The sequence below is a fragment of the Aeromonas sp. R7-4 genome (genome assembly GCF_040908055.1).
Lineage (GTDB): Bacteria > Pseudomonadota > Gammaproteobacteria > Enterobacterales > Aeromonadaceae > Aeromonas > Aeromonas sanarellii.
Window position 1 is genome coordinate 31,813 of sequence record NZ_JBFODA010000044.1, and the last position, 26,643, is coordinate 58,455.

The 26,643-nt window shown below is 65.2% G+C and carries 24 protein-coding genes; 3 read left to right on the top strand and 21 right to left on the bottom strand.

Annotated features, from left to right (window positions below; all coding sequences use genetic code 11):
* Window positions 1-27 precede the first annotated feature (27 nt).
* The 20 genes from mreD to AB5Y72_RS12345 all read right to left on the bottom strand — a co-directional run bounded on the left by mreD (window position 28) and on the right by AB5Y72_RS12345 (window position 20,342).
* Complete coding sequence (gene mreD / locus AB5Y72_RS12250) at window positions 28-513, bottom strand: rod shape-determining protein MreD (protein ID WP_010672635.1); 486 nt, start codon at window positions 511-513, stop codon at window positions 28-30.
* Window positions 513-1,418: a rod shape-determining protein MreC gene (gene mreC / locus AB5Y72_RS12255; protein ID WP_042077964.1), complete on the bottom strand. Its 906-nt coding sequence runs from the start codon at window positions 1,416-1,418 to the stop codon at window positions 513-515. Before mreC ends, mreD begins: the two co-directional genes overlap by 1 nt.
* A gap of 41 nt (window positions 1,419-1,459) precedes the next feature.
* Window positions 1,460-2,500, bottom strand: a complete 1,041-nt coding sequence (locus tag AB5Y72_RS12260) for a rod shape-determining protein (RefSeq protein WP_005308111.1) — start codon at window positions 2,498-2,500, stop codon at window positions 1,460-1,462.
* Between the two features lie 216 nt (window positions 2,501-2,716).
* Window positions 2,717-6,733, bottom strand: a complete 4,017-nt coding sequence (locus tag AB5Y72_RS12265) for a DUF6701 domain-containing protein (protein WP_325783449.1) — start codon at window positions 6,731-6,733, stop codon at window positions 2,717-2,719.
* A gap of 25 nt (window positions 6,734-6,758) precedes the next feature.
* Window positions 6,759-7,226, bottom strand: a complete 468-nt coding sequence (locus AB5Y72_RS12270; RefSeq protein WP_325783448.1) for an MSHA biogenesis protein MshP — start codon at window positions 7,224-7,226, stop codon at window positions 6,759-6,761.
* The gene (locus AB5Y72_RS12275) at window positions 7,216-7,980 is read right to left on the bottom strand and encodes a type II secretion system protein (protein ID WP_325783447.1); all 765 of its coding nucleotides are present in this window, start codon (window positions 7,978-7,980) and stop codon (window positions 7,216-7,218) included. The genes AB5Y72_RS12270 and AB5Y72_RS12275 overlap by 11 nt, the downstream gene beginning before the upstream one ends.
* Window positions 7,981-8,090: 110 nt before the next feature.
* Window positions 8,091-8,663 (bottom strand): prepilin-type N-terminal cleavage/methylation domain-containing protein, encoded by a 573-nt coding sequence (locus AB5Y72_RS12280; protein WP_325783446.1) that lies wholly within the window; start codon window positions 8,661-8,663, stop codon window positions 8,091-8,093.
* Complete coding sequence (locus tag AB5Y72_RS12285) at window positions 8,650-9,126, bottom strand: prepilin-type N-terminal cleavage/methylation domain-containing protein (RefSeq protein ID WP_318162183.1); 477 nt, start codon at window positions 9,124-9,126, stop codon at window positions 8,650-8,652. Before AB5Y72_RS12285 ends, AB5Y72_RS12280 begins: the two co-directional genes overlap by 14 nt.
* A gap of 67 nt (window positions 9,127-9,193) precedes the next feature.
* Window positions 9,194-9,637, bottom strand: a complete 444-nt coding sequence (locus AB5Y72_RS12290) for a prepilin-type N-terminal cleavage/methylation domain-containing protein (RefSeq protein WP_042077970.1) — start codon at window positions 9,635-9,637, stop codon at window positions 9,194-9,196.
* 18 nt (window positions 9,638-9,655) lie between these two features.
* Window positions 9,656-10,303 carry a type II secretion system protein gene (locus AB5Y72_RS12295; protein WP_042077972.1) on the bottom strand — a complete coding sequence of 216 codons (648 nt, stop codon included), beginning with the start codon at window positions 10,301-10,303 and terminating at the stop codon, window positions 9,656-9,658.
* Window positions 10,304-10,380: 77 nt separating this feature from the next.
* Window positions 10,381-10,839, bottom strand: a complete 459-nt coding sequence (locus AB5Y72_RS12300; protein WP_325783445.1) for a hypothetical protein — start codon at window positions 10,837-10,839, stop codon at window positions 10,381-10,383.
* A gap of 76 nt (window positions 10,840-10,915) precedes the next feature.
* A complete protein-coding gene (locus AB5Y72_RS12305; RefSeq protein WP_209793780.1) occupies window positions 10,916-12,136 on the bottom strand; it encodes a type II secretion system F family protein in 1,221 nt (406 codons plus the stop codon).
* Between the two features lie 59 nt (window positions 12,137-12,195).
* Window positions 12,196-13,908, bottom strand: coding sequence for an MSHA fimbrial ATPase MshE (gene mshE, locus AB5Y72_RS12310; RefSeq protein WP_216991207.1), 1,713 nt, complete (start codon window positions 13,906-13,908; stop codon window positions 12,196-12,198).
* Between the two features lie 80 nt (window positions 13,909-13,988).
* Window positions 13,989-15,158, bottom strand: coding sequence for a tetratricopeptide repeat protein (locus tag AB5Y72_RS12315; protein ID WP_216991208.1), 1,170 nt, complete (start codon window positions 15,156-15,158; stop codon window positions 13,989-13,991).
* Window positions 15,155-16,045 carry an ExeA family protein gene (locus AB5Y72_RS12320; RefSeq protein ID WP_216991209.1) on the bottom strand — a complete coding sequence of 297 codons (891 nt, stop codon included), beginning with the start codon at window positions 16,043-16,045 and terminating at the stop codon, window positions 15,155-15,157. The genes AB5Y72_RS12315 and AB5Y72_RS12320 overlap by 4 nt, the downstream gene beginning before the upstream one ends.
* 95 nt (window positions 16,046-16,140) lie before the next feature.
* Window positions 16,141-17,817 carry a pilus (MSHA type) biogenesis protein MshL gene (gene mshL / locus AB5Y72_RS12325; protein ID WP_325783443.1) on the bottom strand — a complete coding sequence of 559 codons (1,677 nt, stop codon included), beginning with the start codon at window positions 17,815-17,817 and terminating at the stop codon, window positions 16,141-16,143.
* A gap of 69 nt (window positions 17,818-17,886) precedes the next feature.
* Complete coding sequence (locus AB5Y72_RS12330) at window positions 17,887-18,189, bottom strand: MSHA biogenesis protein MshK (protein WP_216991754.1); 303 nt, start codon at window positions 18,187-18,189, stop codon at window positions 17,887-17,889.
* A gap of 49 nt (window positions 18,190-18,238) precedes the next feature.
* The gene (locus AB5Y72_RS12335) at window positions 18,239-18,886 is read right to left on the bottom strand and encodes an MSHA biogenesis protein MshJ (RefSeq protein WP_216991211.1); all 648 of its coding nucleotides are present in this window, start codon (window positions 18,884-18,886) and stop codon (window positions 18,239-18,241) included.
* The gene (locus AB5Y72_RS12340; RefSeq protein WP_216991212.1) at window positions 18,886-19,479 is read right to left on the bottom strand and encodes a PilN domain-containing protein; all 594 of its coding nucleotides are present in this window, start codon (window positions 19,477-19,479) and stop codon (window positions 18,886-18,888) included. Before AB5Y72_RS12340 ends, AB5Y72_RS12335 begins: the two co-directional genes overlap by 1 nt.
* Complete coding sequence (locus AB5Y72_RS12345) at window positions 19,479-20,342, bottom strand: MSHA biogenesis protein MshI (protein WP_216991213.1); 864 nt, start codon at window positions 20,340-20,342, stop codon at window positions 19,479-19,481. Before AB5Y72_RS12345 ends, AB5Y72_RS12340 begins: the two co-directional genes overlap by 1 nt.
* Window positions 20,343-20,411: 69 nt before the next feature.
* Here AB5Y72_RS12345 and AB5Y72_RS12350 point away from each other — a divergent pair, with 69 nt between their 5' ends.
* Complete coding sequence (locus AB5Y72_RS12350; protein WP_216991214.1) at window positions 20,412-21,359, top strand: 1-aminocyclopropane-1-carboxylate deaminase/D-cysteine desulfhydrase; 948 nt, start codon at window positions 20,412-20,414, stop codon at window positions 21,357-21,359.
* A gap of 59 nt (window positions 21,360-21,418) precedes the next feature.
* Here the strand turns inward: AB5Y72_RS12350 and AB5Y72_RS12355 are convergent, their stop codons facing one another.
* The gene (locus AB5Y72_RS12355; RefSeq protein WP_209793788.1) at window positions 21,419-23,338 is read right to left on the bottom strand and encodes an EAL domain-containing protein; all 1,920 of its coding nucleotides are present in this window, start codon (window positions 23,336-23,338) and stop codon (window positions 21,419-21,421) included.
* A gap of 499 nt (window positions 23,339-23,837) precedes the next feature.
* Here AB5Y72_RS12355 and AB5Y72_RS12360 point away from each other — a divergent pair, with 499 nt between their 5' ends.
* Both AB5Y72_RS12360 and AB5Y72_RS12365 read left to right on the top strand, forming a co-directional pair.
* Window positions 23,838-25,367, top strand: coding sequence for an EAL domain-containing protein (locus tag AB5Y72_RS12360; RefSeq protein ID WP_254203739.1), 1,530 nt, complete (start codon window positions 23,838-23,840; stop codon window positions 25,365-25,367).
* 172 nt (window positions 25,368-25,539) lie between these two features.
* On the top strand, window positions 25,540-26,637 hold the full coding sequence (locus AB5Y72_RS12365) for a calcium:proton antiporter (RefSeq protein WP_209793790.1): 1,098 nt from the start codon (window positions 25,540-25,542) through the stop codon (window positions 26,635-26,637).
* The last annotated feature ends 6 nt before the right edge of the window (window positions 26,638-26,643 follow it).

Sequence of the window (26,643 nt, forward strand, 5' to 3'; positions counted from 1 at the left end):
GTCACAATCCGTTGTTTTTGCTCACATTCACTTGATATTGAAGCGACGCCGCACCTTGCGCAAGACCATAAAAATCCAGGGCCATATTAACATCGTCGTCAACGTCGACCAAAAATAGGCGAAATTGAGGCTGGCCCGGCTGAACAGGTGCTCGGCCCAGAACACGGTGATCTTCCCCACCAGGGAGAGCAGGCCGATGATCAGCGCCTGCTGCCAGAGGGAGAAGTTGCGGATCTTCTGGAACTGGAAGGCCGCCAGATAGGTGGTGATGGCCATGGCCATGGCCCGTACCCCGAGGGTGCTGCCGAGCAGCACGTCCAGCAGCAGGCCCGCCACCCAGGCGGTGCCGACGTTGGTGCGATGCGGCAGCGCCAGCGCCCAGTAGATGAGCACCATGGCGAGCCAGTCCGGCCGGAAGGGCTCGAACTGGAACGGAAGCGGCAGTATGGAGAGACACAGGGCCAGCAGGATCGAACACCAGATCCAGATCCTGCCGCTGGCGGGTTGCAGCATCAGCGCGTCGCCCCCGCCGCCGAGGTAGCCGTGGCCGCCGAGGCGCTCGCCGCGGGCTCCTCATCCTTGTCGTGCACTTCCGGTTTCTTGTCGGTCCACAGCAGCAGCAGGTAGCGCAGACGGTCCAGCGCCACCAGGGGCTTGGCCTCGATCTGGGCGAAGGGCTTGCCCTCCACGTAGTCGGAGCGGGTTACGGTCGCCACCGGATAGCCTTCCGGGAAGCGGCCGCCGAGGCCCGAGGTGACCAGCAGATCGCCGACCTGGACGTCGGTGTTGCGCGGCAGGTTGCGCAGCTCCAGCTTGTCCAGTTCGCCACTGCCGGAGGCGATGGCGCGCAGGTCGTTGCGCAGCACCCGCACCGGGATGCCGTGGCTGGAGTCGGTGATGAGCAGGACTCGGCTGGTGGTGGATCCCACGTGCAGCACCTGGCCGACCACCCCCTGATCGTTGATCACCGGCTGGCCGTTGTAGACGCCGTCCAGCGCCCCCTTGTTGATCAGCACCTGATGGCTGAAGGGGTCGGAATCCACCGACAGCAGCTCGGCCACCATCTTGCGGGACTCCTTGTGTACCGGCGACCCCAGCAGCTCGCGCAGACGCTGGTTCTCGTGCTCCAGTTGATCCATCTTGAGCAGCCGGGAGCGCAGGGTGAACAGTTGCTGCTCCTGCTGCTTGGTCTGCTCGATGAGGTCGGCACGGGTCTGCACCTGGGTCGACATGGTGTCGAGCAGGGTGCCGGGGGCGTTGGCGATGTACTGCAGCGGGCTCACCAGGGAGCTCAGATAGACGCGGGCGTGCGCAAACACACCGAAGCGGGAATCCGCGACGATGGCAGCGACCGAGATGATGACGGCGAGAAACAACCGTAACTGAAGCGAAGGGCCTCTACCGAAGATGGGTTTCATGAGTCGTCAAAAAAGAGCCGGCGCTCGGCCGGCTTTGGGTCTTATTCGTAGTGGAACAGATCGCCACCGTGCATATCGATCAGCTCCAGCGCCTTGCCACCGCCACGGGCGACACAGGTGAGGGGATCTTCGGCCACGACGACCGGGATGCCGGTCTCTTCCATCAGCAGACGGTCGATGTCCTTGAGCAGGGCGCCACCACCGGTCAGCACCATGCCGCGTTCGGAGATGTCGGACGCCAGCTCGGGCGGGGACTGTTCCAGGGCCACCATGACGGCGGAGACGATGCCGGACAGCGGCTCTTGCAGCGCTTCCAGGATCTCGTTGGAGTTCAGGGTGAAGCTGCGCGGCACCCCTTCGGCCAGGTTGCGACCGCGGACTTCGATCTCGCGCACCTCTTCGCCCGGGTAGGCGGAGCCGATCTCGTGCTTGATGCGCTCGGCGGTGGCTTCCCCGATCAGGCTGCCGTAGTTGCGACGGACGTAGCTGATGATGGCTTCATCGAACTTGTCGCCACCGATGCGCACGGACTGGGAGTAGACCACACCGTTCAGGGAGATGATGGCCACTTCTGTGGTACCGCCACCGATGTCCACCACCATGGAACCGGTCGCTTCGGAGACCGGCAGGCCGGCACCGATGGCGGCAGCCATGGGTTCGTCGATGAGGTACACCTCGCGGGCGCCGGCGCCCAGAGCGGATTCCTTGATGGCGCGGCGCTCCACCTGAGTGGAGCCGCACGGCACACACACCAGCACGCGCGGGCTGGGGCGGAAATAGTTGTTGTCGTGAACCTGCTTGATGAAGTGCTGCAGCATCTTCTCGGTCACGTAGAAGTCGGCGATCACGCCGTCCTTCATCGGACGAATGGCGGAGATGTTACCCGGGGTACGACCCAGCATCTGCTTGGCGGCATGACCGACGGCAGCGACCGATTTGGCGTTCCCGCGCTCTTGGCGAATGGCGACAACTGAGGGTTCGTTAAGGACGATCCCTTGATCTTTTACGTAGATCAGGGTGTTGGCAGTTCCCAAATCGATCGACAGATCGTTGGAAAAGACGCCTCTGAGCTTTTTGAACATGGCTACGGGAAATCCTAAGAATTTGGAGGTGCAGAAAACCGGCTAACTTTACCAATGCCCACCCCAATGGGCAAGCGCTCAAACTGTCGCCAGTCAATCAGGCGCGACAAAAATGCGAGTCATCACTCACCCGCTCAGGCCGACAAACACTAAGAAACAAGGAGATAAGACGCGGCTGTACACCAAAGCGTCTCTCTTCCCGCCGCCGCACGGATGTCAGGGCATCACTTCACGGCGATAAATAATGCGGTCATTGCCCCTATCCCGGCCAAAGATGGCCTCTCCCAGCAGGTGATCCGCCGTGGCCGGGTCCGCCAGCCAGAGCGGAGCCAGGGGTTGCAATGGCAGCTTGTCCAGCTGTATCCGGTAGGGAATGCGCACGCTCTGGTTCGGCGCGGCGAAGTGGAACCGGGTCTCCCCGCCCTCGACACTGGCCTGGCTGCCGCCGGGAGCGACCTGACCCAGGCCGAGGCGGATCCGGGTGCCATCCTTGAGGCTCAGGTCCCCGGTCGCGGCGTCATAGTGCTGCTCGGGATCGGTGAAGAGAATGCCGTCCCCCGCCAGGGACAGCCGGGTGCAGAGATCCTGCAGGTTGACGCGCCACCGGCCCCCTTCGAAATACTGCACCTGGAGCGGCAGCGCCAGCGGGGCGCTGGCCGCCCCCTGACGAGTGCTGGCGAGCAGCCGGCCGTAGTAGGCGATCATGGTGTCGCTCGTTCCCTGCGGGATCTGCAGCTGCTTCGCGGTGCAGCTCACCCCGGCCTGGCAGTCACCCGTCACGGCCGGATTCATGTCCCGATCCGCGAGGAAGCTGGTCTCTGGCATTTCACCGTCCTCCACCTTGAGCCCCAACCGCAGCCGCCGCAGTGGCTCCTCCGGTGCTGTCAGGGTCGGGGTCAGCTCGCGCAATCGCATATAGCGGCTCTGGCCGGTGAAGTCCGCCACGCCAGCGGACCAGCTGGTCACCAGGGGATCCAGCCGGTTGGAGCGATCCACCCCGTCCTGGTCGTTGGCGGCCACCAGGGAGAGCGTGCCCCTGGCAAAGGCCCCACGGTAGTTCTTCGTAACCCCCCCCTCCTTGTTGCGCGCCTGTACCGTCGTCTGCACCCCAAACGGCTGGCTCATGTAGCTGAAGTCGCCGCAGGCCGGGGTGACGGTGCCGCTCACCAAGTTGAAGTCCCAGGGCACGAAGCGCCCCACCGGCACGCTGGTCGCGGCGGGGATGGTGTAGTTGAAATAGCCTGCTGCCGGGGGGGTCGCCGTCATCCGGAAGACCCCGACCTCGTTGACCGACTGGCTGAGAGTATTGAGGTTGTTGTTGCCTTTCGCGTTTGAGTGGTCATAACTGGCCGTACCGACCACCGCCTCTTCCCCTGGTTTGGGGGCCACCAGCTCGCTGCCCAGCGCAATATTGGCCAGCGCGAAGTTGGGGGTCGCCAGGTTGTCGCGGCACAAGTCTTTGTCATCGTCCGCTTGCCAGGCCACGGCCGCGATATTCAGCTGGAATGCTTCACCGGTCTTCTTGAACACCGGGCAGCTGGCATCCCCTGCCGCGCAGGCCCCCTGAGTGGGCGTGATGCAGAGCCCGACCGGGCGGCTCACGAACAGATCCGAGCCCGTCATCACCAGACCCGCCGTGTCGCCACTGCCATCGTGGCGGGCATTGAGCCGCATCTGGCCCGCATCCGGGTAGTTCACGGTAAGAGTGGTCTCACCATTGGTATCGAAGCTCAGATTGCTGGTCACCGCCGTCGCTTGTGAGGTGGCGATGGCGCTGCCGTTGACCGTTACCTTGCTGCCGAAGGGGTTGCTCGCCGGGCTGACATAGTCGCTCCAGAAGCTGACCGGCTTGCTCACACTGGCAAAACCGGGCACGCACCTCTGGGTGTCATTGTCCTTCTTGACCGCCTTCAGTTGCACCTGTTGCGGCTTGTTGGCCAGGGTATCCGGCACATCGAACACGAAGCCGCTGTCGGCGAAACTGAGGGTGCAGGCGGCGACACTCGGCACTCCGCCGCCCGCCCGGCACAGGGTCGGGTGCTGGAATGCCGGCGTCGAACCGGCCACGCCCATGGTCACCGTGCCCGCCGTGTTGTTGTGCAGCCGGGCCGTGGTCGAGCCGCCGCTGAAGGTCAGCTGGTTGCCCCCCACCCAGCCATTGCTGGCGGTGTCGGGGGTGAGGCTCAGGGACGCGCTGACCTGCTCGGCGACGAGCCGGGAACAGTTCGCATCGGCACAGGCCTTGATGACCACAGTCTCGGGGTTGCAGGTGAGCGCCTGGCCGGAGTGGCTGAGCTCGAAGTGATCGATCTGGGACCCACCCGTGCTCCCCCCGCAGGTGTTACCACCGAGGTCCACCTTGTCGACGGCATCCTGATCGAAGTAGTAGTCACCGTTTCCGCTGATATCGACATTGCCTCCCGTCGCCAGCGCCCCTTCGAGCGTGGCGTTGCCGGCCATGCGGACATTGCCCGCCACATAGACGACGGCATTGATCTGGTTCTGGCCGGCGATGGAGAGATCCCCCTTCACGTAGATGAAGAGATGCTCGGGCGGATTCTGGAGGTTGAGCCTGGCGTTGTTCAGATCCAGGTTGTTGAAATAGAGCCTCGCCGTCACGCCGGTGGCGATGATCTCGGCCTGGTTGCTGATGGTGCCGTCGTCGAAGTCGTAATCCCCGGGTCCGAAGCTGTTGCCGCTGTGGCCGGTGCAGCTGGTGCCACTCCCCTGCTTGCTGCACACCAGATCCCCAAGGGGGGGCACCAGCACACCGGGGGGCGGTGTCATGCTGGCCCCCTCCGTCGGGGGATCGGTAAAGATATCCTTGCAGGTGGAGAAAGGGCATAGGCCGGGCCAGTCCCCGCCGAAAGGCTCATGGGTGACCTTGCTGTTGCCCGTCATGGTGACGTTGACCGCCGACACGGCACCGGTCAGCTGGGCCTGGTCGCCCATGGTCAGGTTGCCCGCCTTCACATAGAGGATGGCGTTGAGCCTGGCATTGCCGCTCATGGTGACCTTGCCGAAGTGGTAGATCATCAGGCTGTTGGCCTTGCCGATGGCGTTGACCTCCATCTGATCGCTCAGGGCCAGATCGCTCTTGATGTAGAGCTGGGCGGCGGTGCCGGCATCGAAGATCAGATCATCGTTGTGGCCAAGTTCCAGCCGGTCGATCCAGTGGCTGCCGCCACGGAAATAGAGGCTGATCTCGGACGTGCTCTGGTGTCTGAACGTCTTGAGGTAGCGGGCCTGCAGATAGCCGTTGATGGCGGCATTGCCGATCATCTCCAGCGTCTGATGGAGCTGGACGCTCAGATCGTTGCGACTGCCCACGGCGGTGATCCTGCCCTGATCCTCCATCCTGAGCCCATAGACGCTGAGCGTGCTCTGGCCCTGGAAGGCCATGATGCTGTTGCCTTTTATCTCGAGATTCCTGATGAACCAGTTCCCCGCCGCCATGGTGACCGGCACGCCGCCACCCGACATGTTCATGGCGACGTTTTCGATATAGCGGGGCTGGAAGTGGGCCGTCCCGGTGTTGCCATTGCCCGAGACCTCCAGGCGGTTGTAGACGGTGACCCTGGCGTCGGAGAGCCTGCCGTTGCCCGTGACCGTCAGCTCGTTCGCATGCAGGGAACCCGCCCCATGGAGGCCGCTGTTGTAGTCATTCCTGATCGTCAGCTTCCTGGCATACAGGGTCGCGCCGTTGAGGTTGAGCACGGCCCCCTCGGAGAGGGACAGGGTGTCGAAGCGATAGGTTTGCCCCGATGTCAGGGTTACCACGCAACTGTTGCCGCCCCACGACGCATTTCTGTAATCCCCGGCTGCGGGAGAAATGGCGCCATTGCAGGCCAGATCGTTCTGGCCGCCATAGGCAGGAAAGCCTCCCGGATTGGCCGGAAATGCATTGGGGTCCTCGATGAAGGCCACGCCGCCGAGGGGGCTGGCCAGGGCACCGCTGACGTTGCAGTTGGAGGTCCAGGTACCACCGTCCCAGTAGCCGCTGCTGTTGCAGTTGGCGTTTGGCTGGATGTTCTTGCCGAGGAAGGGGTAACGGGTTCCCACGGTCGAGCTGATGATCTTGCTCTCGCTGGTCATGCTCAGCACACCTGGCGCAGCGTGGCTCTGCACCGGGAAGAGGAAGGCGGCGGTGCACTGATCGGCCCCCTGTGCCGGGACCGAGCCCAGCAGCATGGCGAACAGCATGGGGGCCCAGAGAGGCGGACGGGACGTCATGGGTACTGGCTCCTTGCAAGAGGTCTCACGGCGTGGTGCCATCGAAGGCTTCCGCCACCAGGGTACGGCTCACGGCAAAGTCCGGGTTGGGGCCACTGTTCACACCCGGATCGCCGCAGCGCCCTTCGCTGCGAAATCTGTAGCCGGTCTGGGTCCCGCCGGCCGCGCTCACGGTGATCTGCTGACAGCTCACTTCGGCTTCGCAATCCGCCAGTCCGGGCAGCGCAAAGGCGGTCGTGGTCGATGCATCGCACCGCTGGGCGGTCCACTCGTCATTGGGATAGAGCCGGTACAGCGCGATCTCCAGCCCGCTCTGGGCCGCCATCAGGGCCCGCACTCCGCGCACCTCCACCCCGTGCTTCTCGCCGCTGTCCACCAGGAAGCGCCCCATGGCCGCGGCCAGCAGGGCCATGATGACGATGACGAAGAGGGCGATCATGATGGCGCTGCCACGCTGGGTGCCGGGGGGAAGGGGGCGGGCGTCAGGGGACATTGAGCGTCTCCAGCTTGTGGTTGAAGAGGACGCGCTCACCGCGCTGCTCGAACTCCAGCCTCAGCCCCACCTCGCTCTGGCTGAAGGCGGCGGGCTCCCGGTAGAAGTAGTGAGCCGCCGGGCGGACATGCTCGGCCATCAAAACCGGCGTGCTGGCGGCGATATCGGTTCCGATGGCGGCGCTGGCCCGCATCAGCCGGCTTCCCGCCACGCAGTAGCGCACCTGCCGGCTGGCAAAATAGATGCGCTGCCCCGGGGAGCCCTTGGCGAAGGTGCCCTGCACCGTCAGCGGCAGCGCCCCCGAGACCGGGCTCCCCACGGTATCGACTTTGGCCACGCACCTGCCGTGCAGGCAGCCCTGATCCAGGGTCAGCAGGGGATCGGCGAGGGGATAGACGATGGCAAGGTCTTGATCCTGCCTGGGAAGCACGGTCGGCGTCACTATGGCGAGATCGCTGCCGAGGCCGGTGCCCAGGTAGCGGCTGGCGGTGACGATGGGCCAGAAGCGCAGGCAGACCCCCTGCTCCATGGCGCTGCCACCCTCGTCCTCAATGCGCACCGAGCCCGGCACGGCGTCCCGCACCTCGCGATTGAGCCGCTCCAGGGCGAAGCGGGCATCGCTCATCAGCTGTTCGCGGCGGCTGGCGTCCCCGTAGATCTGGGTGCCGATGCCGATGAACTGGCTGGAGAAGGTGGCCATGGCCCCGAGCAGCAGGATCACCATCACCAGTTCGACCAGGGTGAAGCCCTGCATACGCCTGGGTTGGGCGCAGGTTCGATGAGCGAAGCCTGATCGGACGCGGTAACGGGTTGTGGTAACCAATGCGCAATCGGACGCGGCATAAGGGGAATGCGGCTTGTCCATCAATAGTTCCCCCGATAGAGGGCAAAGGCCAGCTCGCTCTTATCCGGCAAACGCACCCACAGCTCGATACGCTTGCCGATGGACTCGGCACCATGGCCCGTGCTGCCAAAGAGCGCGTCCGGCACGACCGCGATCTTCACCCGATAGTGGCGATACTCCTCCTCGCTGACACCGGCCGCGGTCTGGGTAAAGCGGTTGGCCGCCACCCAGCTGCCCCCGGTGTCGAAATCGTCCACGTCGTTGAATTCATAGGGACGGGTCTCGCCGCCGTCCGGGCCATAGTCGGCACTCGCCGTGCAGGGGGCATGGGCTATGGGAGGCGTGCCAGCGGTCTCGCCGCAGCGAAAACGGCCGCCGTTGTGATCGGAATGCTCATCGAAGGACTTCTCCAGCACCTCGTTCAGGATGCGCTGGGCCAGCTGGGCCGCCCGCACCTGCTGTACCGGATCCACCGACTGGGGCGCCTGGTTGATGAGCAGCCCCAGAATACCGGTCAACGCCACGGCCAGCAGCACCATGCCGACCACGAACTCTATCAGGGTGAAGCCGCGCCGGGCCTTAAGGGATCGCATGGACATAACCTTCCGGCTCGATGCGCAGCCGGGCGCTCTCCTGCCCGCTGCTCACCACCAGATTGCAGCCATTGATGCAGGTTGAGGGTGAGAGCGGACGACCGCTTCGCTTGTCGAAAGAGAAGCTGCCTTGGGGGAGGGAGACGCCACCGGAGGCCGTGACCAGACGCCCACGGGTCTGCTCATCCGCACTCCAGCCGGAGATGGGGGCGGGGGCGCAGCTCGCCCTGGTCAGATGGCCAAAGCGCCCCGCCTCCAATACCAGCTGGGTGCAGCGCGCCTCCCCTTCCTGCATGTTCATGGTCTGCACCAGCCGCAGCCGGGCCACCAGCTCGTCGCGCAGCGTATGGGTTTCAAAGCCGCCTTTGCCCAGCCACTTGGGCACGGCAAAGGCGGCCAGAATCCCGAGCAACAGGATCACGATCACCAGTTCAATCAGGGTGAAACCCTTGGTTGTCGTCATTCACGCTCTCATCGGGAATATCAGGGATAAAGAAAAAGCGAGGCCGAAGCCTCGCCCTTGTTAACCATTATTTGCCGCAGTCGGTACTGACAGCGATGGAGGGGACACCACCCGCCGCAGTAATGGCGCCTTCATTCTTATAAGTAACGGCACACTTACTGTTTGGCTCGTTACTCGGTTTGAAGGTACCCACGGAGCCTGAGACTTCCGCCCAACCATCCAGAGAGACTGTTTTGGCTACGTCGGCATTCACCGGATAACCATATTTGGTGTTAACGGTTGCCCCAGCGACAGAGACGGCACCTGAAGTGCTCTCGATCCCCAGAATAGCGGCTTTGCTATATACCAGCTGGGAGGAACTCTGGAGCGAGGCTTTCACGCCGTTGGCCGCAGCCAGACGCGCATCATCCTGCAGATTCAGGAACTTGGGTGCGGCGGTGACCGCCAGAATGCCCAGGATGATGATCACGATCACCAGTTCGATCAGGGTAAAACCCGATTGCTTCTTCATTGCGTTTTCCTCGGTTTATCAATTGATATGGGTGGTCACCTGGCCTGAGGCCGGGCGATAACTGAAACTCATGTAGGCGTCCGTGCTCCCTTGCGGGTCCTGATAGCGCCCATCACTGCCCTTGCTCAGGCTGTTGACCAGATAGTAACGGCAGACCGAATCCAGCCCGTTGTTGCTCACGGTGGCATAGAACTTCAGGTCATTGCCGCTACCGCGCACCTCGTCAAAGCTGGCAGTCGCCTTGGGAGGGTTCTGCAGCAGTCCCTCCCAGATATTGAGGCAGCGGGCCGCCGTCAGGCTGGCCGGATCCACATTGGCGCTGCCACTCGCCGCCGTGTCCATGGGATACCCCGGAGAGAGCTCGCCATTGCTGACCTGGCTGTCGGTTGGCGTCGTCAGGTAAAAACGGGAGCCGTCATAGAGCACCGTATTGAGCCCGTCCTGCTTGGCCCGTCCTTCGGCCTCCCACTGGGCCCGCACCAGGGAGACCCCGGTGGCGAAACCGCCGGACACCCCCTCCACGCTCGCCTTCTTCGCCTCGTCGGTCACGTCGAGGAAGCGGGGCAAGGCGGTGACGGCCAGGATCCCCAGGATCACGATGACGATCACCAGCTCGATCAGGGAAAAACCGGCCATCCGGCCAGGACTCACTCTCTTTGCTGCCATGCTGCCTCCGTAATGGTCCGCATTATTTCATGTGAACAGAAAAAAATCATGCCGCTGAAGCACTTGAGCGTGCCGGCTCAAGGCTTGCCCACCCGGCCATCGCGAAAACGGTAGCTCAGCCACTGGCCTTCCCAGCCGAACTCGCACCCGCCCCCATCCCGGCTGGCGAGGGCCTGCCAGGCTGGCAGGGCCCGATCCTCTGGGCCGATCAGGGCCAGCCACAACCGGCGGCAGTTCTCGGACGGCGAGCCCAGCGGCAGCACCGCCAGGGGCCAGCCCCGATCGTCGAACTGCCAGGCCAGCCCCTCGGCATGGAGCACAACGGGGCGCCGCTCATCGAGCCAGCGCCCGTGCAGCCGCTGGACCCGCACGGCGAATTGCTCCCCGAGCAGGCTCAGGCTGACCGCCAGCGCCTCTTCCCGGTGGCTGCGATAGCTCGTGGCCAGGGTGGCAAGGATGACCAGCAGCAGGACGAGGACGACCATCCGCCTGTATCCTCCCAGCCAACGCTGATCCTGCTCCGACTGTCTGCTCATGCCTTCCCGCCCCTTGTCTACCACGCACCGCTCGCATCATGTCCCCCACCAGGAGGAGTGAAGATGCCGGACCACATCACTGACCGCGCACGGCACGCATCATGTCCCACATGGGCGTAAAGATGCCGAGCGCCAGCACCAGCACCATGACCGCCACTATGCCGATCAGGATGGGTTCGATGCGGGCGGTGAGGCTCTTGAGGTCGTAGTCCACCTCCCGCTCGTAATATTCGGCCGCCTCGTGCAGCAACTCGTCCACCTGGCCCGTCTCTTCCCCCACCGCGATCATCTGCATCACCAGGGGGGTGAACAGGCCGCTGGCCCCGGCGGTGCGCAGCAGGCTCTCACCCCGCTCGATGCCGCCCCGCATGTCGCGGATCCGCCCCGCCATATACGCATTGTCCACCGCATCGGCCACCAGGGTCAGCGCCGTGTTCAGCGGCACCCCCGCCTTGAGCATCATGGAGAAGCTGCGGGCGAAGCGGGCCAGCAGGGAGCGCTCTATGATGGAGCCGACGATGGGCAGTCTGAGCTGCCATCTGTGCCAGGCCAGCTTGCCCCTGGTCGTGGCAACCCAGCGGCGCCAGCCGACGACAGCCCCCACCAGGATGGCCAGCAGCAGCCACCAGTAGTGGACGAAGAAGTGGGAGGTGGCGAGCAGGATCCGGGTCGCCAGCGGCAGCTCCACCCCGAACTTGGCGAACATGTTGGCAAAGACCGGGATCACCATGATGTTGAGGATCACCATGGCGACGGCGATGGCGATCATCACGAAGCTGGGGTAGCGCATGGCGGTCTTGATCCGCTTGCGGGTCTCCAGCTCCAGATCGAAGTAGTTGGCGAGCTGCAGGAAGGCCTCCTCCAGCTGGCCGGTATTCTCCCCCACGTGGATGATGGCCACGAACAGGCTGCTGAACACCCTGGGGTGGGCCTGCATGGAGCTCGACAGCGGCCGGCCATTGCCGAGATCCTCTCCCAGGGCGTGGAGCGCCCGCTTGAGGGGCTTGCTGTGGGCGCTCTCCTCCAGCCCGGCGATGGCGCGCAGTATGGGAATGCCCGCCCGGGTCAGGGCATACATCTGGCGGCTGAACACCACCAGCTCCTCCAGCTTGACGCTCCCCTCCAGCAGCAGGGACCAGTCGATGGCGGCAGACCTGGCCTGGCCGGCCTTCAACTCGGTGGGCATGACCCCGCGGCGCATCAGCTGCTCGGCGGCGGCCAGCTCGCTGGCCGCCTCCACCACGCCGCTGACGGCCTGCCCCTGGCTGTCGCGCCCCTTGTAGGCAAAGCGACTCATGGGCGACCTCGATCGCCCGGGGGGCTCTGTGATGCACTGCTATGGGTGTGAGTCATGACTTACCCCAGATCCTCCGCCAGCCTGAGCACCTCGTCCACCGAGGTGATCCCCTCCCGGGCATAGTCGAGCGCCGTGAGGGCCAGGGGCCTGTAGTGTTCGTGCTCCCGCGCCGCCCGGGCGAAGCCCTCGGCGTCATTGCGCCGCAGGGCGTCCATCATGGGCTGATCCAGCTCCAGCAGCTCGTAGACCCCGATCCGGCCCGAGTAACCGGTGAAGTTGCAGCTCTGGCAACCGCGCCCCTTGCGATAGCTGTGCTGGCCGGGCGCCTCCCCAGACAATACGGAGAGCCAGGTGGCCTGACCCTCGTCCGGCGCCGTCTCGCAGGCGCAGTGTTCGCACACTCGCCGCACCAGGCGCTGGGCCACCACGGCCCGCAGGGCGCTCGCCACCAGGTAGCCGGGGGCCCCCATGTCGATGAGGCGCAGGGCGCTGGTGACGGCGTCGTTGGTGTGCAATGTGGTCAGCACCAGGTGGCCGGTGATGGCGCCGCGCAGGCCGATCTCCACCGTCTCGCTGTCCCGCATCTCCCCCACCAGCAGGATGTCCGGATCCTGGCGCAGGGTGGAGCGCAGCACCTGGGAGAAGGTCAGGCCTATCTTGGGATTGACCTGCACCTGGTTGATGCGGGGCAATCGGTACTCTACCGGGTCCTCCACCGTGATGATCTTGTGGCTCGCCTGGTTGAGTTCGGAGAGCGCGCCATAGAGGGTGGTGGTCTTGCCGCTGCCGGTGGGGCCCGTCACCAGGATCATGCCGTGGGGACGCCGCAACTGGCGGCGAAAGCGCGTCAGTATGGCCGGCGGCATGCCGGTCTCGATCAGGGACAGTATGCCGGAGGATTGATCCAGCAGGCGCATCACCACGGACTCGCCGTATTGCACCGGCATGGTGGACATCCGCACGTCGACGTCGCGGCCGCGCACCTTCATGTTGAAGCGGCCATCCTGGGGCAGCCGCTTCTCCGAGATGTCGAGGCCGGCCACCAGCTTCAGGCGCAGCACCAGCGCCTGGGCGATGCGCACCTCGCTCAGGATGTTCTCGTGCAGCACCCCGTCGATCCGCTGGCGGATCCGCAGCACCTTCTCGTCCGGCTCGATATGGATATCCGACGCCCCCACCTGCACCGCATCCTCGAACAGGGAGCGCAGCAGCTTGGCCACCGTCGCCTCCCCCTCGTCGGTCCCGGCGTTCAGGCCGCCGGTGCCGAGCTCGAAGACGGTCTCCTGGTGCTCCTCGTGCAGCTGCACCGCGAAGCTCTCGATCTCCCGGGTGCGGCGGTAGAGGCGATCGAAATACTCCAGCAACTGGCCTTCCCGCGCCACCGCCAGCACCAGCTCCCGCGGGCTCAGCAGGGCGGCGATGGCATCGAGGGCGCTCAAGTCGGCGGGATCCGACATCACCACAGTCACCTTGTCGTCGGTGAGGTTGACGGCCAGCGCCCGGTAGCGGCGCGCCTGCACCTCGGGCAGCAGGGTCACGGCCGCGGCGTCTATGGTGAGGTTGTTGAGATCGAAGAAGGGCACGTCCAGCTGACGGGCGAGGAAGGTCAGCAGCTGCACCTCGCTGATGAAGCCGAGATCGATCAGGGTGGTGCCCAGCTTGCGGCCGGTGTGGCGCTGCTGCTGCAGGGCGAGCTGCAGCTGATCATCCGAGATGATCTGCTCCTGAACCAGCAGGTCGCCGAGGCGCATCTTCAGTCTGGGTTGTGCCATTTACGCTCCGATGTCGGTTGCTTCACACCCGCGGCCCATCCGGTCAGCGTTCGCCGACGCGGCCGGGCCATGGCGGGTTCTTAGGGGTTGAGCTGGGCGATCCGCTGTTCCAGCCACTGGGTCGAGGCCTCGCCCAGGTTGCCGTGCAGCTGGGCGTTGCGATAGGCGTCCAGCGCCCGCTGACGGTGGCCCTGACCATCCTCGGCCACGCCGAGTCCGAGCCACCAGCGCCCCTGATCCGGCTGCTGGCGCAACAGCCTGACATACAGCTCGGACGCCCGGGCGGGCTGCCCCAGCTCCTGGGCGAGTCCGGCCCAGGTGGCGTAGTAGTCCAGGTTGCCGGCCAGCTCGGGCTGGTAGCCGGTGAGCCAGTCCAGCGCCTTCTGCCGCTCTCCGCTGCCAATGGCCACCCGGGCCAGCAGCAGGCGCAGATCGGCCTGGGCGGGATCCAGCCTCAGCCCCTCTTCCAGCACCTGGCTCGCCTCGGCCAGCCGCCCCGCCCCGTAGAGCAGGCCCGCCAGCTGTTCGCGCGCCCCCTGGTTGTGCGGGTCGTGGGCCAGCACTTCGTAATAGCTGTCCTGCGCCTCCTGCATCTGCCCCTTGGCCATGGCGGTGGTCGCCTTGCGTTCGGCCAGGGCGGCCAGTTCGGACGCGGAGAGTTCCACCGTCTCTATCTTCAGGATCCCGGGCTTGCGCGGGGCCGCAGGCGCCTCTTCGGCGTCCTGCTCCGCGGCCAGCTCGGCATAGAGATCCGGCTGCAACTCCTCGTCGCTCGGGATCGCCTCGTCCGCCAGCCCCTCGTCCACCTGGTTCTCATCTGCTTGAGTCTCGTCGGCCTGGGCCCCGGACGCCGGTTGGGCCTCGTCGGCGGGCACCGGCGTCTGAGCCGGGCTCGATACCCTCGCGGGGGACGCCGCCAGCACGCTCGCCGCCCCCTCCGAGGAGGCGGTGGGCACTGCCGTGCTCGCCATCGCAGGGAGGGCGGACGAGACGATCGGAGTGACAGCGGCAGACGCCGATGCCTGGACCGGAGATTCGACGACCCGCGCCGTTGGCTGGGCGGCCCGCTGGCTCTGCTGCCAGTAGATCCAGGTACGCCAGCCGAGGATCGCCAGGGCCAGGGTGCACAGCAGGGTCAGCACCAGCATCCACCAGCCCTGCTGGCGCACCGGCGCCACATAGACGGCGGCATCCTCGGATCCCGGCTGGCGCCGCTCCAGATCCTTGAGCATCTGATTGATCACGCTCATGACCAGACTCCATAGGCCAGGGCGGCCCCCAGCAACAGCAGCAGGGGCCACCAGAAGGTGAGACGACCGCCGCCGGCGTCCTCGGTATCGCGGATGGCGAGCCGGACCAGGGCGCTGTCGATCCGCCGCAGCCCGCGGCCATAGGCCAGCATCAGGCACTTCTGCGCCAGTATGTTGATGAGGCGAGGAATGCCGCGGGATGCGCGCCACAGCCTGCGCAGGGCCCGCCCCTCGAACAGGGCGGCCCCGCGGTAGCCGGAGACCTGCAGCCGGTATTCCAGATAGGCCCGGGTCTCGTCGAGCCGCAGCGGCCGCAGGCGGTAGGAGAAGCCGATGCGCTGGCGCAGCTGGCGCAGGCGGGGTTGCCCCAGCCGCGCATCCAGCTCGGGCTGGCCGAACAGCACGATTTGCAGCAGCTTGCAGGACTCCGTCTCCAGGTTGCCGAACAGCCGGATCGCCTCCAGGGTCTCGTCGGGCAGGGCCTGCGCCTCGTCGATGAGCACCACCACCCGGCTCCCCTGCTGGTGCAGGGCGATGAGGTGGCGGTGGATGCGATCCGTGAGATCCAGCTCGCCCTCTCCCTGTAGCGTCAGCCCCAGCTCCAGGGCCAGGGCCGTGCGCAGCTCCCCCGGGGTGAGATGGGGATTGGGCAGCCAGGCCAGGCGCACCGGACGCGCCTCCGAGCCCAGCTCGCTCAGCAGCTTGCGGCACAGCAGGGTCTTGCCGGTGCCCACCTCGCCGGTCACCTTGATGAAGCCCTCCCCCTGTGCCAGCGCCCAGTTGAGCACCTGCATCGCCTCCTCGTGGGGGGGCAGGCCGTAATAGAAGCCGGTGTTCGGGGTCAGGCCGAAGGGGGGCTCCCGCAGGCCGAAATGGCTCAGATACATCTCCCCTCCCCGGCCCCGTCAGCGCCAATATTGGGGGCTGCGGCGGCAAGAGGCCGGCGAGATGGCGCTGACGCTATGGGGGTGCGCATCATGGTTTAGCCCTTGGGCGGGTACCATTTGTCGAGCAGCTCGGAGGAGCGTTGCAGCTCCTGCTGCCAGGTATCCTTTTCCACCACGGTCGGCTTGAGCATGATCACCAGCTCCACCTTGCGGTTGCTCTCGCGGCGGTTGGTAAAGGCCTCGCCGACCCAGGGAATGTCCCCGAGCAGGGGCACCTTGCTGACGATCTCCTGCTTGTCGGTCTTCATCAGGCCGCCGATGACGACGATGTCGCCGTTGTTGGCCTGCACCACGGTATCCGACTCGCGGATGGAGCTCTTGGCGAGCGGCAGCACCAGGGGATCGGCGGTACCGACGTTGATGGTCTTGCTCTGCTCCTCGGTGTCGATGACGGAGGGGTGGATGTGCAGCAGCACCCGGCCGGCCTCGTCGATCTGCGGGGTCACGTCCAGGGCGATGCCCGAGAAGAAGGGGGTCAGCTCCACGTTGGGGGTGACGATGGGGGCCGAGTTGCCCGAGGTGGTGGTGGTGGTCGAGGCATTGGTCACGAAGTACTCGTCCGTGCCCACCTTGATCACCGCCTTCTGGTTGTTGGTGGCGGTGACGCGCGGGCTCGACAGGGTGTTCACGTCCCCCTGGGTCTTGAGCAGGCTGACCGCCACGTTGAAGTTGCCATCGGAAATGGTGAAGCCAGCACCGCCCCCCAGCGCCCGGAAGATCTGGTTGGGGGTATTGGCGATGGGGCTGTCGAGCAGGGAGCCGCCCCCCGTGATGCCCTTGCCGCCATCCCAGCTCGCGGAGAGACCGCTCCAGTCCACCCCCTGCTCGTAGCCCTCGTTGAGGGAGACCTCCAGGATCCGCGCCTCCAGCACCACCTGGCGCTTGAGATGCTCACCGGACTGATCCAGGAACTCGCGCACCGCCTTCAGCTCCTTCGGATAGGCCCGCACCGTGACCAGACCCGCCTGGGGACTGGTGATGACGGCTCTCCCCTCGCCGTTGCCGATCAGGGTCTGCAGGGAGTCCCGCAGATCGGTCCAGTAGTCGTTGTTGCTGTCCGTCTCGATCCGGGTGCCGTTGCCGTTGGCATTGCTGTCACCGTTGGAGGAGGAGTCGAAGTTGTTGTTGCCGCCGTTGTTCAGGCCGTTGTCGACGTTGTTGTTATTGCCGTTGTTATTGTTGTCGTTTGCGGTCACCCCGCCGGTACTCACCGAGGTACGGGAGAGGCCGCGGCGAGCCATCATCAGGTAGTTGACCGGTATGGTCTCGGTGCGCAGACCGGCCGGATAGACGTGGAAGACATTGCCCTTTCGCTGCACGTCGAAGCCGTACATGTCGCCGACCGTCGCCAGCGCCTCCTGCAGGGTCACGTCTTTCAATTCCACCGAGATGGCACCCGCCACCCCGGGATGGACGGCGACGCTGTAACGGGAGCCCTTGAACAGGGAGCCAAAAAACTCCACCGCATCGACGTCATGGGCCGCGATGCGCATCCGTTTCTCGGGGACGGGCAGGGGCTGCTGGGGACGATTGAGCTGCAGCAGTTCGCTCTGCACCGAGGGGGGCAGGGTGGTCAGGGGGGCGGTCGGGGTCTGCTCGCTCATGGCCTGCTTGAGCGCATCCTTCGCCTGCACCGGCTCGGGATGGCGATAGGTAGTGCAACCCGCCATCGCCAGCGCGAGGGGAAGCAGACAAAAAGGGGGTTTTTTCATGTTATTCGTGCACCTGACTCGCAATGAAACTCGACAAACCTGGCCCGTGACATCCTTCACGGTACCGACTCACATCCGGATCTTGCTGCCAAACAGGGTCAGTGTCTGGCGCTTGCCCGCCTTCTCCAGCACCACGGAATCGACGCCGATGGCCACCAGCCGGAAGCCGTTGACCTGCTGGCCCACCCGATAGCTCTGGCCGTTGATCACCGCCAGGGCCGGGCCGTTGCCCAGGATCACGCTCTGCAGGCGGGGCAGGCCGGCCCCCTTGCTCGCACTCGCCGCCGGCGCCGTGCCGGCCAGGGGAGCCGTGGGATCCTGCAGCACCTCCGCCTGGGCCGGGGGGACCAGCAGACAGCCCCACAGGGCCAGCCAGCGCCAGGACGGGAGGGCGCGGGATCCCGTCCCGCCGATATGCCGCTTAACCACGGATAAACTCCTTGCTGGTGCTGAGGGTGTAGATCTCCATCGCCACCGCCGCCTTGGGGTGTTCGACCACCCTGTAGTCGAAGCCCTTCCAGTAGAAGTGACGGGGCAGGGCCTCCAGCGCCTTCAGGTACTGGTAGACATCGAAATAGCCCCCCTCCAGCTGGAGCCGGATCCCGTGCCTGAACAGGTTGACGCGCTGCTCGCCGGCCATCAGCGGCTCGGGTTTGAGGGAGGTCAGCGCCAGCATATGCAGGCTGGCGGAGCGAGACAACAGGGCCTCCAGCACCGCCGGCATCTCCCGGGCCGGGATAAGATCCACCGTCTGGGCCAGCAACTGCCCATCCAGCTGGTCGAGGGACGCCTGCACGCCGGCCAGCTGCTCGCGCACCCGGGCGTTGGGATCCCGCCCCAGCCGGGCCTGCTTGCCCTGGTTCTCCAGGGTCAGGATCTCCAGATCCCGCTGCGCCGCCATCAGAGCCTGGCGATCCTGGTTCAGGCGGGTATTGGCGGCCTCCAGCCAGCCATAGACGCCGAGGGCGCCCAGCAGGATGACCCCCGTCAGCAGGATCAGGATCCGCTCCCGCAGGCTGAGGGCGGCGATCCGGGTCGCCCACCCCTGCCACTGTGCCTTCATCTCCATCAGGGGGCCTCCCGCGCTATGCCACTGAGCTGGAAGGCCAGCCGGCCCTCCTTGTCCCGACTCAGGGTGAGCTCGCCAAACTGCGCCCCCGCCAGGGTCGGGGTCTGCTTGAAGCGATTCACCCAGGCGGGCACGTCCTGGCTGCGTTCGGCCACCCCGGAGAGATTGATCCGCCCGTCGCTTATCTCGATCCGCTGCAGGGAGAGGCGGGCATCCCGCAGGCGGGCGAGATCCGCCATCACGCCCGCATAGCCCCGGGATTTTTGCAGGGAGAGGCTGCCAAGCTGCTGCATCAGCGCCTGCTTGGCGCCCAGCTCCTCCCGCTTGTCGGCCAGTTGCTGCTGCAACCCGGCATCCGCCTGATGACGGGCCAGCTCGGCATTCAGCCGCCTGGCCTCGCCGCGCTGCACGTCGAGCTGTGCCCGCACGCCAGCCAATTCACGGTCCAGGCCCTGCTGTTGCCAGCCATAGAAGAGGGTGGCCGCCAGCAACAGCAGCAGCACGCCGCCCCAGACCAGGCTCATCTGGGGGAGGCTGGCCCACAGGCGCCTGGGTCTGAACTCGGCGCCATAGAGGTTGATATGGTGTTTCATCATTCGCTCCTGCCCAGGGCGGCGCCATAGGCACTGAGGTACTCCACCCCGGCCAGCACCGCCTTGTTGGCCATGGCCGACACCGGGAAGCCGAAGGCCTGCTCCAGGTGGCGGACCAGCAGCCCCATGGCGGAGGAGGCGATGGCGAGCTGCAACTGGCCCGGCTCCGGCAGCTTGAGATGGCCGGCCAGATAGTCGATGGAGCGCTGAAGCTCCAGCGCCAGCGCGTCGAGCAGCTCGTCTTCGGGCTCACGGGGGCCGGTGAGGGCGGCAAAGCCGCGCAGCTGGCGTGAGAAGCAGAGGCCGCCCCGATGGAAGACCAGCAGTTGCAACTCCTGTCCCCTGGGTTGCCAGAGCAGCATGCGGACCGCCTGATCCTCCTCGTAGAGGGCCGTCATGGCCAGCTCGTCGCTGACGATGGCGGCCAGGGTGGCCACGCCGTTGACCGCATCCGCCACCTGCTGTATCCGGCTCTTCGGCACGCAGATCACGTTGATCCTCGGGCGGCCCGCAGGGGGGGTCGGCAGATCCACGTAATCCATGGCGAGCTGCAACACGGGGTCGGTGACGAAGTCCTTGACGGCCCAGGGCAGGGCCCCCGCCATCTCGGCATCGGGCACGGCGGGCTTGTCGATCTGGATCTGCTGATAAAGGCTGGCGGCCAGGGCCACCCGCACCTTAGACTTGGCCAACCCATGCAGGGAAAACAGCTCTGCCAGGGCCCTGGACCACTCGTGAGGCCCATTGACGGCGCGGCTGGTGAACACGGGCGCGGGCCCCGTGCTGGCCAGCAGGATGCGATCGCTGGCCAGCAGGAGTCCGACCTGATGGCTGGGGGACGAACGTCTGAAAAATGACTTCATCTGGCTCTGCACCTGACGGCATGAAACGGATTAAACCTTAACATAAACAGGCGATTAGCCTCCAATTTTATGACAGACAATGCTCCGAAGGCCGGGCCGACGCCCCCCGCAGACGACCCGCTGGCCCCCCTCAGTCTCCCCTCCCCCCTGCACAGGATCCACCACCCGCTGCTGGATGCCAGGGACGTCAGGCTCTGGTGCAAGCGGGACGACCTGATCCACCCGACCCTCTCCGGCAACAAGTGGCGCAAGCTCAAATACCACCTGGAACGGGCCAGGTCACAGGGCAAGACGCACATACTGTCGTTCGGCGGTGCCTACTCCAATCACATCCACGCCCTGGCGGCGGCTGGGTTCAGATTGGGGCTGCGCACCACGGGCATCATACGCGGTGAAGCCGCCACCGTCAGCAACGCGACCCTGAGTGCGGCCAGAGGCTGGGGCATGGATCTCGTTTTCGTGGACCGCCAGATCTACCGGCGACGCCAGGATCCCGACTGGCTGGCCAGGTTCGAGGATGAAGACACCCTGATAGTGCCGGAGGGGGGCAGCAGCCCGCTCGCCATCCCCGGGGTGGCCGAGCTGGTGACCGAACTGCCCTTCTCGCCGGATCTCTGGGTGCTGCCCTGCGCCAGCGGCGGTACCCTGGCGGGGCTCATCGCGGGCAAACGGGAGCGGGAGCGGATCCTGGCCATCGCCGTGCTCAAGGGGGGAGGCTTCCTCCATGACGAGGTATGCCGGCTTCATCCGGCGGCGGCCACCACCCAGGGATGGCACATCGCCCTGGATCACCACGATGGCGGCTACGCCAGGTTCAGCCAGGCGCTCTGGCAATGGGTGCAGGACTTCAGCGCCCAGACCGGGCTGCCGCTCGAGCCCATCTACAGCGGCAAGGCGATGTGGGGGCTGTTTCGGGAGCTGGACGCCGGCCGCATTCCCCGCGGCAGCGAGGTGGTCTTCATCCACACCGGCGGCATGCAGGGGCTGGCGGGCTTGCGGGAGCAGGGCCGTCTCTAGGACCGCCCGCCACGGCCGGTCGCGCCAAAGGGCGCTTCATCGTCCTGCCGGCGCCACTGTCAGGTGGGCATGGTGAACGGTTCGGGCTCGGCGAACCAGGGGCCCTGCCCCGCGTGCACCCCGAGGTGGCGCAGCATCTTCCACTCGTCGCCGCTCTCCACCCCCACCGCTATCACCCGGGTCTGGGTGTTGGCACAGCCGCCCACCAGGCTGCGCACCGCCATCTGGTTGACCTGGCGCAGGTGGATCTCCCGCACCAGGCTGGGGTGCAGCTTGAGGAAGTGGATCTCGAACTCCTTGATGTACTGGGTGCTCACTACATCCTGACCCGCGTGATCGATGGCCAGCTGGCAGCCCAGCATGCGCAGCGCCCGCAGCGGCCGCTTGAGGGCCTCGTAGTGGCGGGTCACCTGGGATTCCGACAGCTGCAGGATCAGCCCCTCGTTGGTGCTGCGCGGCAGCTGGAACAGATCGAAGAAGAGCTCGCGCTGGAACTCCCGGTTGAGCAGGTTCTGGGCGCTGAGGGAGAGACTGACGGGGCAGCTCGACGCCGGCCGCTGCCGCAGCAGGCGCAGGGTGCTGGCGACCACCAGCCGGTCCAGCGGCAGCAGCAGCCCGGCCTTCTCCGCCATGGGCATGAAGACCCCCGCCTGCAGCTCCCTGCCCTGTTCGTCGTGGATGCGGATCAGCAGCTCCTGCTGCAGCACCACCTGATCCCGCTCCTGCTGCACCGGCTGCAGATAGAAGGAGATCCCCCGCTCCTCGATGCGACGGCTGATCAGGGTGCGCCAGCGCACCGTCCCCTTGCTGCTCGCCTCGTCGTTGAGGGACTTCTCGAACAGGAACCATCCGCTGTGGCCCTGCAGGCGCGCGCTCTTGAGCGCCAGCTCGGCCTCCTCCTGCACCTTGAGCAGGGAGTCCTCGGCCTGGTAGCAGACGGCCCCCAGGTAGACGGCCGTCTCCACATTGACCGCCTCGGGCCAGTGCAGGCGCTGCAGGCTCTTGAGCAGCTGGCTGGCCCCGTCCACCATCTCGCTCTCGGACATGTTGGGCAGCAGCACGGCAAACACCTGACCCGCATAGCGGGCCTGCAGGGCGCCGCTGTGCTTGCGCACGAAGGCACCGATGGAGGCGCTCGCCTCCATCAGCAGCTCCTGGCTCGGGCGACTGCTCAACTCGGGATCCAGCTCCTCCAGCCCGGCCAGCTCGATCAGCAGCACCCCGCCGCTGATCACGCTCGCCTCCATGATGGCGCTCTCCAGCCGGTTGTCGAAGAAGAGGCGGTTGCCGATGCCCGTCGTCTTGTCGACGAAGGCATTGCTGCGGATGAAGTTGTCGAACCGGCTTCGCTCCTTGCGGGCGTCCGCCAGCTCGGCCAGCAGATAGTCGAGGGCCTGGCTGGCCGGGGCCGGCCACTCCTCTGCCGGATCATGGGCCAGCTTGGTGAGCTTGCCATCCAGGATCAGCTGGGCCCGTTCCGCCAGCAGTTCGGCACCGCGCAGCTGCTGGCGCAGCCAGCGAATGGAGTACCAGAGCCCGAACACCACGATGAAGACGCCGAGGGAGATGCCAAACATGGCCCGCATGGAGTACTCGAACTCCTTGAACGGCCTGTCCAGCTTGAAGTCGGCCCGCATGCCGGCCTGATTGGGGATCGCCTTGCTGTAGGGGATCAGCAGGCTCTCGTCGGTCTGCTGCTGCACGTCGCGAAACCAGTAGACCCGCTGCTTGTCCTGGCGGATCTCCAGTTCGACCACGTGGGAGGCCCGCAGCAGGGAGGGCAGCCAGCGGGCAAGGGCCTGCTGGTCATCGGTCACCCCCAGCTGCTTGTCGATGATCTCCACCAGGGAATCGACCCGGTTCTGCTGCAGCTCCATGCCCATCTGGCGGAAACTGAAGACCCCGCCCAGCATCACCATGGCCATGGCCGCGATCACGCACAGGGTAATAAAGGAGACGAGTTGAGTGGTCAGTTTCATGTGCCTTTCCGTAGCCGACAGCATCCATAGGGCCTCATGGTATCAGCCTTGGCCAAAGCCCGCCTATGGATGAAGATCCCGCTTCTGCAAATAAGCGGACGGGGGCGTCAGACTCTGGCCGGCAGGCCGTCGGAACGGAAAACTGGAGGAGGGGCAACACCCGGGGGAGACGGACAGAAAAATGGTCCCGCACGGGGACCAAAAGAAACACTCATATCAAAACTAACACTCTGTGCTACTGACAAAAATAGATACAGGAGTATTGAACACACGGTGAGTCAAACCGCACCGCTACTCTAGCCATTTCAGATAAGCTGGACAATTGTCATTTATGACAGGTCAGCGATTGAATCTTCATCAATCAATTTGTCATATTGGTTGTTTATCAAGGGATTACCATTTTTGTTCCAAGTGTGACCGACCCGACTCAAATCGATGCAGCTAATGCTATGATGTTGCAATCCATTTGCATCCCATGCGTCCACCGGACAGGTATCTCTTGCGACGAACATCCCCTCTCTGGATCAGTCTGCTGTTGCTCTGCCTGCCACCGCTGCTGGCCTTGCCCCTCGGGCACCTGCTGGAGCGCCCCCTCGCCCGCCAGTTGCTGACACAGAAAGGCCGGGAGATAGAAGAGGCGCTGCTCGAACGCCACCGCGAACTGGATCAGGGCATTCGCCTCCAGCTGGCTCGCTTTCGTTTCGATTGCGGCCCCCAGGACATGGCGCTGCTGCGCGGTCCCCATTTTTACAGCAAGCATCTTCGAATACAGGGGCTCATTCTCGCCTCCGGCAGCGGCTGCTCCAGCCTGGGACAGACGTTGCCCTTCCACTCCGCCGACATGCCCCCCTACCCCGCTGGCGATCAGTTCGGGATCATCGCCACCCAGGCCAGCTTCCACACCGAGCAGGAGCTGGTTGCCTACTACAGGGCCGGCGGCAATATCGCCTACTGGGTGCTGAGCAACAGCTGGAGCCATGACCTGCTGAAAACCCCTTGTGCCGACTGTTTCTATCTCGAGTTCAGCCAGCTGGAACCCGGCGAGGTGAATCCCATCTTTCCTCGCGGGGACAGCACCATCAAGCAGGAAGCCACCAGCCAGAGCCTGAGCTTCCTGGATCCCGGCAAGCAGATCAGGCAGACCCTGTGGGCGGGCAAGGCGCTGCAGCGCCATGCAAGCATGCGGGCTCGCCACTACGGCCTCTGGTATGGCGGTGCCCTGGGGGGTCTGCTAGTGGCCATCTACTGGGGGCTGCGCAACTACCGGCGCTCCCTCAAGGGGTTGCTGCAGGCCGGGCTGGCACGGCGGGAGTTCATCCCCTTCTACCAGCCCGTGGTGGACAGCCGCACCCGGGAGGTGGTCGGCTTCGAGGCCCTGCTGCGCTGGCAGCGGGGGCGGAACATGGTGCCGCCAGGCACCTTCATCGCCTATGCGGAAGAGCAGGACCTGATCCTGCCCATGACGGATCAACTGCTGGAGCAGGTCATCGCCGATCTCCCCAGTCTGGCGCCGACCCAGTGGGTCAGTGTCAACCTGGTGGCCGCCCACATAGAGCAGCCCCATCTGAGCGGCCAGTTGCAACGCCATGGCTGGCCCTCTCCGGACAGGCTCACCTTCGAGCTCACGGAGCGCAAGCCCATCACCGACATCCAGGCGGCCATGGGGGAGATCGCCACCCTGCAGGAGAAGGGGTATCACTTCAAGCTGGACGATTTCGGCACCGGCTACGGCGGCTTCGCCTACCTGCAGCGCCTCGGCATCCGCCAGATCAAGATCGACAAGATGTTCGTCGACACCATAGGCACGGACGATCCCAAGCGCAACCTGCTGGAAGCCATCATAGCCTTCGGCCTCAAGTCGGACATGGAGATGATCGCCGAAGGGGTCGAGACCCAGGCCCAGGTCGACTATCTGATCCAGCATGGCGTCCATCTGATCCAGGGCTATGTCTACGCCAGGCCCATGCCCCTCGGCAAGCTGAAGATCTGGCTGCTGGACTGGCGGCAGCACAACCCGGGCGCAGCCTAACCGGTATAGGATCCGGTCTGACTGGCCGGATCCTATACCTCTTGCCACAAAAATGATTTTCCCTCGAGTGGACAACACCCTATATCATCAACGGGTTCGTCACCCCGGTGACGCCATCAAGTTGCTCCATACCCCGTCGGCCACCGCCGCCCCGAGATGAGAACCACTGCCTATGAAGTCCTTTATCCGCCAAGAGATTGCCCTGCCCGCCGGCCTGCTGACCCTGATCTTCTTCAAGACCCTCGGCAGCGACCTGTTGACGGAGGCAACCCCCCTTGCGGTCTACCTGCCGGTGTCGCTGGCCCTGCTCGCCGTCGTCACCTGGGCCATCTTCTCCGTGGTGCGTCATTCCGATGCCCTGGCCATCAAGCTGGGCGAACCCTTTGGCACCCTGATCCTGACCCTGTCGGTCATCTCCCTGGAAGTGGTGATGATCTCCTCCGTCATGCTGACCGGCGAGCCCAACCCCACCATGGCCCGCGACACCATGTTCGCCGTGGTGATGCTGGTCACCAACGGCCTGGTGGGCTTCACCCTGCTGTTCGGCGGCTGGCGCTATCACACCCAGAACTTCAACCTGGACGGGGTGAAATCCTATCTGGTGGCCATCATTCCCCTGGCCCTGCTCTGCCTGGTGCTGCCGAACTTCACCCAGGGCGGCTCCCTGGGGGGGCTGTCCAAGGCCATGTCCTGGATGCTGATCATCGTCTCGATCCTGCTCTACGGCGTCTTCCTGCTGATCCAGACCCGCAGCCACAGCCACTTCTTCGTCGACGGCGATCACGAGGATCACGAGGATCATCACGGCCCGCTGCAGAGCAACGTCTACCACACCCTGCTGCTGATCGCCTACCTGGTGGTGGTGATCCTGCTGGCCAAGACGCTCGCCATCCCCATCAACCACGGGGTGCACGTCATGGAGGCCCCGGCGGCCCTAGGGGGCTTTATCGTCGCCTGTATAGTGCTCGCACCTGAGGCGGTCGGCGCCATCAAGGCGGCCTTCAACAACCAGCTGCAGCGGGCCATGAACCTCTACTTCGGCTCCGTGCTGGCGACCATCGCCCTCACCGTCCCCTCCGTGCTCTTCATCGGCGCCCTGGTGGGACAGGAGGTGCGCCTGGGCCTCTCTGCCGCCGACATGGTGCTGCTCATCACCACGCTCATGGTCTGTAAAGTGACCTTCAGCAGCGGCCGCACTCACGCCCTGCACGGCGCCACCCATCTTGTGCTGTTTGTCGTCTATCTGTTCCTGATGTTTGAACACGGATAAAGCCCA